Raw genomic sequence first — 4241 nt, 5'->3', positions numbered from 1 at the left:
CCTTCAGTATCCACGCAACAACGCCTGCTCGCAATGATGATATCTATTTTTAATAAACAAAACTCCATATATAATAATTGTTATTTTCTACTTGCGTATTATTTTTAAGAACGTACAATGCAGTTTTTTTAATAAAAATTAATATTTATGATACTATCCTTTTTATTCCGTAAGAATCCAGTAATAAAATCTTTTTCTAACTTAGGCTATGATATAGATGATATAATATCTACAATTTCATCTAATAAGGTAAATTTTAATAAAAATAATGCTGCTTCTACCTTTTCCAAGAAGTTAGCATATGGAACGCATTTAATAATTAGCAGTATAACTGGTTTTATTATAAATGGGACAAAAGGAAGCAGTCTTTTTGTTTCAGCAACTCTTGCTGATGAAATCTTAATAACCGAAGGGTATTTTCAAAAACATTATCTTACTTCTGTTACATTTAAAGGAAGTTTAATCTACCCTATCACTACAAATCTCATCACAGCTTTTCCTAATTATTCAGTACCAATTTATTTAACTTCTACAGCTGCAATATTGAGCTTAGCATATTATGGGACTGATTTCTTAAATTATCAGGAAAATTTAAAAGAAATTCAGACAAACTTAACTCCTAATATTAAGGTAATTGATACTAATATACTTTCTAACAATTTTAAAAATGATTCAAAAAATGAAATTAAAGATGTAACACAAAAATTTTATCATATTTCTAATAATCCAATTATTAAAAATATGGTTATAACAAATGTTTTAGATTTAATTGAAGCATGTATAAATAGTAGTTTTATTAACTACACTGGAAATGATGGCAATACATTAATTGCATTAACCTTACTCATACAGGACACGACTGCCGCTATAGGACCTCTTGTTTCTCAAGGAGCAAAAATCAGTATTTTATGGTGCGGAAAAAATATAATAAGCACACTATTTCAATCATATAAAACTTCTTTAACACAAAATACTCAAGATTTAATTGAACAAAAAGCTTTAGAACTATTACTAAACGAGAAGTATAAAAGTAAAATCTTAGGATTAAAGGATATAGAAGCTATTACTAGTAATTTATTCATTGATCTTCATAGTACTTTCACTGTTGGAATTTTACAATTAGGGCATTTAACCACTCAAAAAATTATACAGCTTATTGCATTGCGAGATATAATGAATTTAGTTCCAGGAGCTATTATATTTAATGAGTTTGAAAATATTAAGCAAGGATTTTTAAATATATTATATCAACTAGACATTTCTTACAGGAACGAAGCGGAAAAAATTAACGAAAATAAAGCTTCTATAGTAAGAAATATATCCTCTAATACTTCAAATATCTTGTTAACTGATTCTGCTCAATTTGTACAAAATCAATATTCTAAGCAACTTAAGGCTAAAAAAGAAATATCGAAGAAAATGTTGCTTTTAGATAGCACAAGAAATACTATAACTACTATACTAGATATCTCAGATAAATTCATAAAATCACTTTACTATATTTATAAAGTAAAAAATGGAGAGATTACACTTGAGCAAGCTCTACTACTTAATCCTTGGCTTGAAACCTTAAAACCATTCTTAACAAGTTCCTCATTAAAAATAATCTTTAGTGGAGCCGTTATATCACAAGCAAGAATTACAAAATTAATAGAAGCAATTTCTTCTGAAAATAAAAAAGGGATAACATGGTCTATTAATGATACAAATGATGAACTTGTAATTTCTGATTATAACCTAATTATAGAAGAAAAAACTATTTTGAATTTTGAAAAATTAGTATTAAAACTAGGAGCACATTATCTTCTTTCAGCTTCTTCAGGAAAAGGCAAAACTACTTTTTTAAAGAGTTTAGTAAATTGTATTGCTGATCCATGCCATAGCGTTGGTGAAATTTCCATACCTACTCATTATCAAAATCCAAAAATAATATTTATTGACCAGAATAGTTACATACCGGTTCAATCTACTTTATTTGAAGTAATAACCTCAGGCCTTGATCAATCAATCATTAAAAGTAATAAACAATCACTGGAAGAAAAAATTAACGCACTATTTATAAAATTAGATCTAGGTACATTAATTACGCACTTAAGTGATAAAAATTATGATGTAATAAATGCACCAAGTGGTGGTCAAAAGAAAAAAATTGGAATCATTAAAGCTATAATTTCAAACCCTAAAATATTAATTTTAGACGAAGTGTTTGCCAATCTTGATAAAACATCTATAGAAAATGCACAACAAGCTTTAAAAGAATTTTTACCAGAAACTTTAATGCTTGTAGTGCATCATGACGGTAAATCTCATGACTATAATAATTTTTATGATCAGTATATAAATCTTGAAGATTTGTATGCTGAAATAAAATTATTAGGAGAATAGCTACTAACTATAATTATGATTATTCTATTAAAAGTACACAGAACCTAGGATTCAATTATGAGAATTTTTTAAGATTTCTTTATAGACTTCAAGGTTTTTTCTAAGCATTAGATCAAGAGAGAAATCATTTATTACAGTATGTCTTGCTGCTTCTTGGATTTTCTTAGCAGTATCAGTACCTAAAATCGAGAAACAATAATCGATTTTCTCTGCTAATGCTTCAGCATTATTTGGTTCTACGTGGAAACCAGTAATGTTATTATTTATTGTTTCTACTGCTCCGCCAATATTGGTTGCAATAACAAGCTTCTCCATCGCTTGCCCCTCAATAATAGTTCTGCCAAAAGCTTCAGGCTCGATTGAGGCAGAAACAATAATATTGGAAATTCCGTAAAGATTTATTATATCTGAGTCATTACCGAAAATTTGAATTTTATTTTGAAGTTTTAGATTAGCTATAAGCTCTTTTACTCTATTAGTAAAATTGGGATGTCTAGATATATCACCGACCATTAAACAATAAAAATCTCTATGTTTTAATTTACTTAATGCTTCTACTAAAACAAGATGCCCTTTCCAACTTGTCATTCTAGAAGGCATTAATATTATTGGCACTTTGCTTGGTGCATCATATTTATCACGACATTTTTCAAGTTTTTCCGACGTTAAATTTGCGGGATCGAAATAATCACAATTCACTCCACGCTCAATTACTACTATTTTATCTTCATCAATTTTATAGTTTTCGAGTAAATGCTGTTTTACAAAATTGGACACGGCAATAACTTTCTCGCCTTTTAGCATTATGCTATTATAATATTTTTTTAAACTATTCGGAATATTATAAACTCCATGAAAGGTAGTCAAAAATTTAGCATTCGTCCATTTTGTTGCTAGATATGAACTCCATGCCGGGGCTCTTGATCTTGTATGAACTATATCAACATTATATTTTTTAATTATTTCTGCTATTAATCTTGCATTATTCAGAATTACAAAGGGATTTTTACTGCTACTGCTCATTTCAATATGCAATATATCTTCCTTATCTAATTCTTTAACTAGAGTACCACCTGCTGAGATTATGATAGGAGTATGACCAAGAATTTTAAGATATTTTGCAACTTCTATAGTACCTCTTTCAACCCCTCCCGAAACTAGAGCAGGAACTACTTGCAAAATAGTATATTTATTGTATCGTTTACTTGACTTTAATGAAGGCATTAAATCTCAATCTATTAAAATAATTATTTAAAATGCACAAGCTTTATAATAGAACACAAGACAAATTTATTGTCTATAATTATTATAGAATAATTAATACAAATATTCCATCTGTAATTTTTTTACACGGCTTGATGTCTAGTATGCAATCAACTAAGGCTATCTATTTAATAGATTATTGTAAAAAAAACAATTATAATTTTATTGTTTTTGATAATTTCGGCTGTGGAAACGCATCAGGACGATTTGAAGATCAAACAATTAGTGATTGGTTAGAGGGAGTATCACTAATTTTAAATGAGTTAATAGATACAGAGGTAATATTAGTCGGTTCGAGCATGGGAGGATGGCTTGCACTTCTTGCGGCTTTAAAATTTCCTAATAAAATAAAAGGACTTGTATGTTTAGCTCCCGCTTCTGATTTTACGCAAGATATTTGGCAAAATATATCGCTAGGCGATCAAAATAAGATGCAAAAAGAGGGGGTGCTAGAAGTAGAAGGCAAGAATTGCGAGCATAAATATCCTATCAGCTATAAACTGATAGAGGATGCAAAAAAACATTTACTGCTCACAAAAAACAAAATTGATATAAATATACCGGTGCATCTAATTCATGGTATGTTAGACGAA

Annotated in this window: 3 protein-coding genes; 2 read left to right on the top strand and 1 reads right to left on the bottom strand. The window is 28.7% G+C overall.

All coding sequences use genetic code 11. The features are described from left to right. The first annotated feature begins 147 nt into the window (after nucleotides 1–147). On the top strand, nucleotides 148–2385 hold the full coding sequence (locus tag AC1Z7D_RS06110; RefSeq protein ID WP_482602884.1) for an ATP-binding cassette domain-containing protein: 2238 nt from the start codon (nucleotides 148–150) through the stop codon (nucleotides 2383–2385). A gap of 51 nt (nucleotides 2386–2436) precedes the next feature. Here the strand turns inward: AC1Z7D_RS06110 and AC1Z7D_RS06105 are convergent, their stop codons facing one another. After that, entirely contained in the window at nucleotides 2437–3609 is a 1173-nt protein-coding gene (locus AC1Z7D_RS06105) for a glycosyltransferase family 4 protein (protein WP_482602882.1), read from the bottom strand. A 32-nt stretch (nucleotides 3610–3641) separates the two neighbouring features. Between AC1Z7D_RS06105 and AC1Z7D_RS06100 the strand changes: the two genes are divergently transcribed. Beyond that, nucleotides 3642–4241 (top strand): alpha/beta hydrolase (locus AC1Z7D_RS06100; RefSeq protein WP_482602880.1); only part of this gene is annotated, 600 nt, incomplete at its 3' end.

Source organism: Rickettsia sp. (assembly GCF_965035265.1).
This window is presented reverse-complemented; position numbering and strand designations above follow the sequence as displayed.

What these genes read in the sequence shown, in the direction of transcription:
- AC1Z7D_RS06110 (WP_482602884.1), top strand. Translation starts at nt 148, where the DNA reads ATGATACTATCCTTTTTATTCCGTAAGAATCCAGTAATAAAATCTTTT.
- AC1Z7D_RS06105 (WP_482602882.1), bottom strand. Translation starts at nt 3,609, where the DNA reads ATGCCTTCATTAAAGTCAAGTAAACGATACAATAAATATACTATTTTG.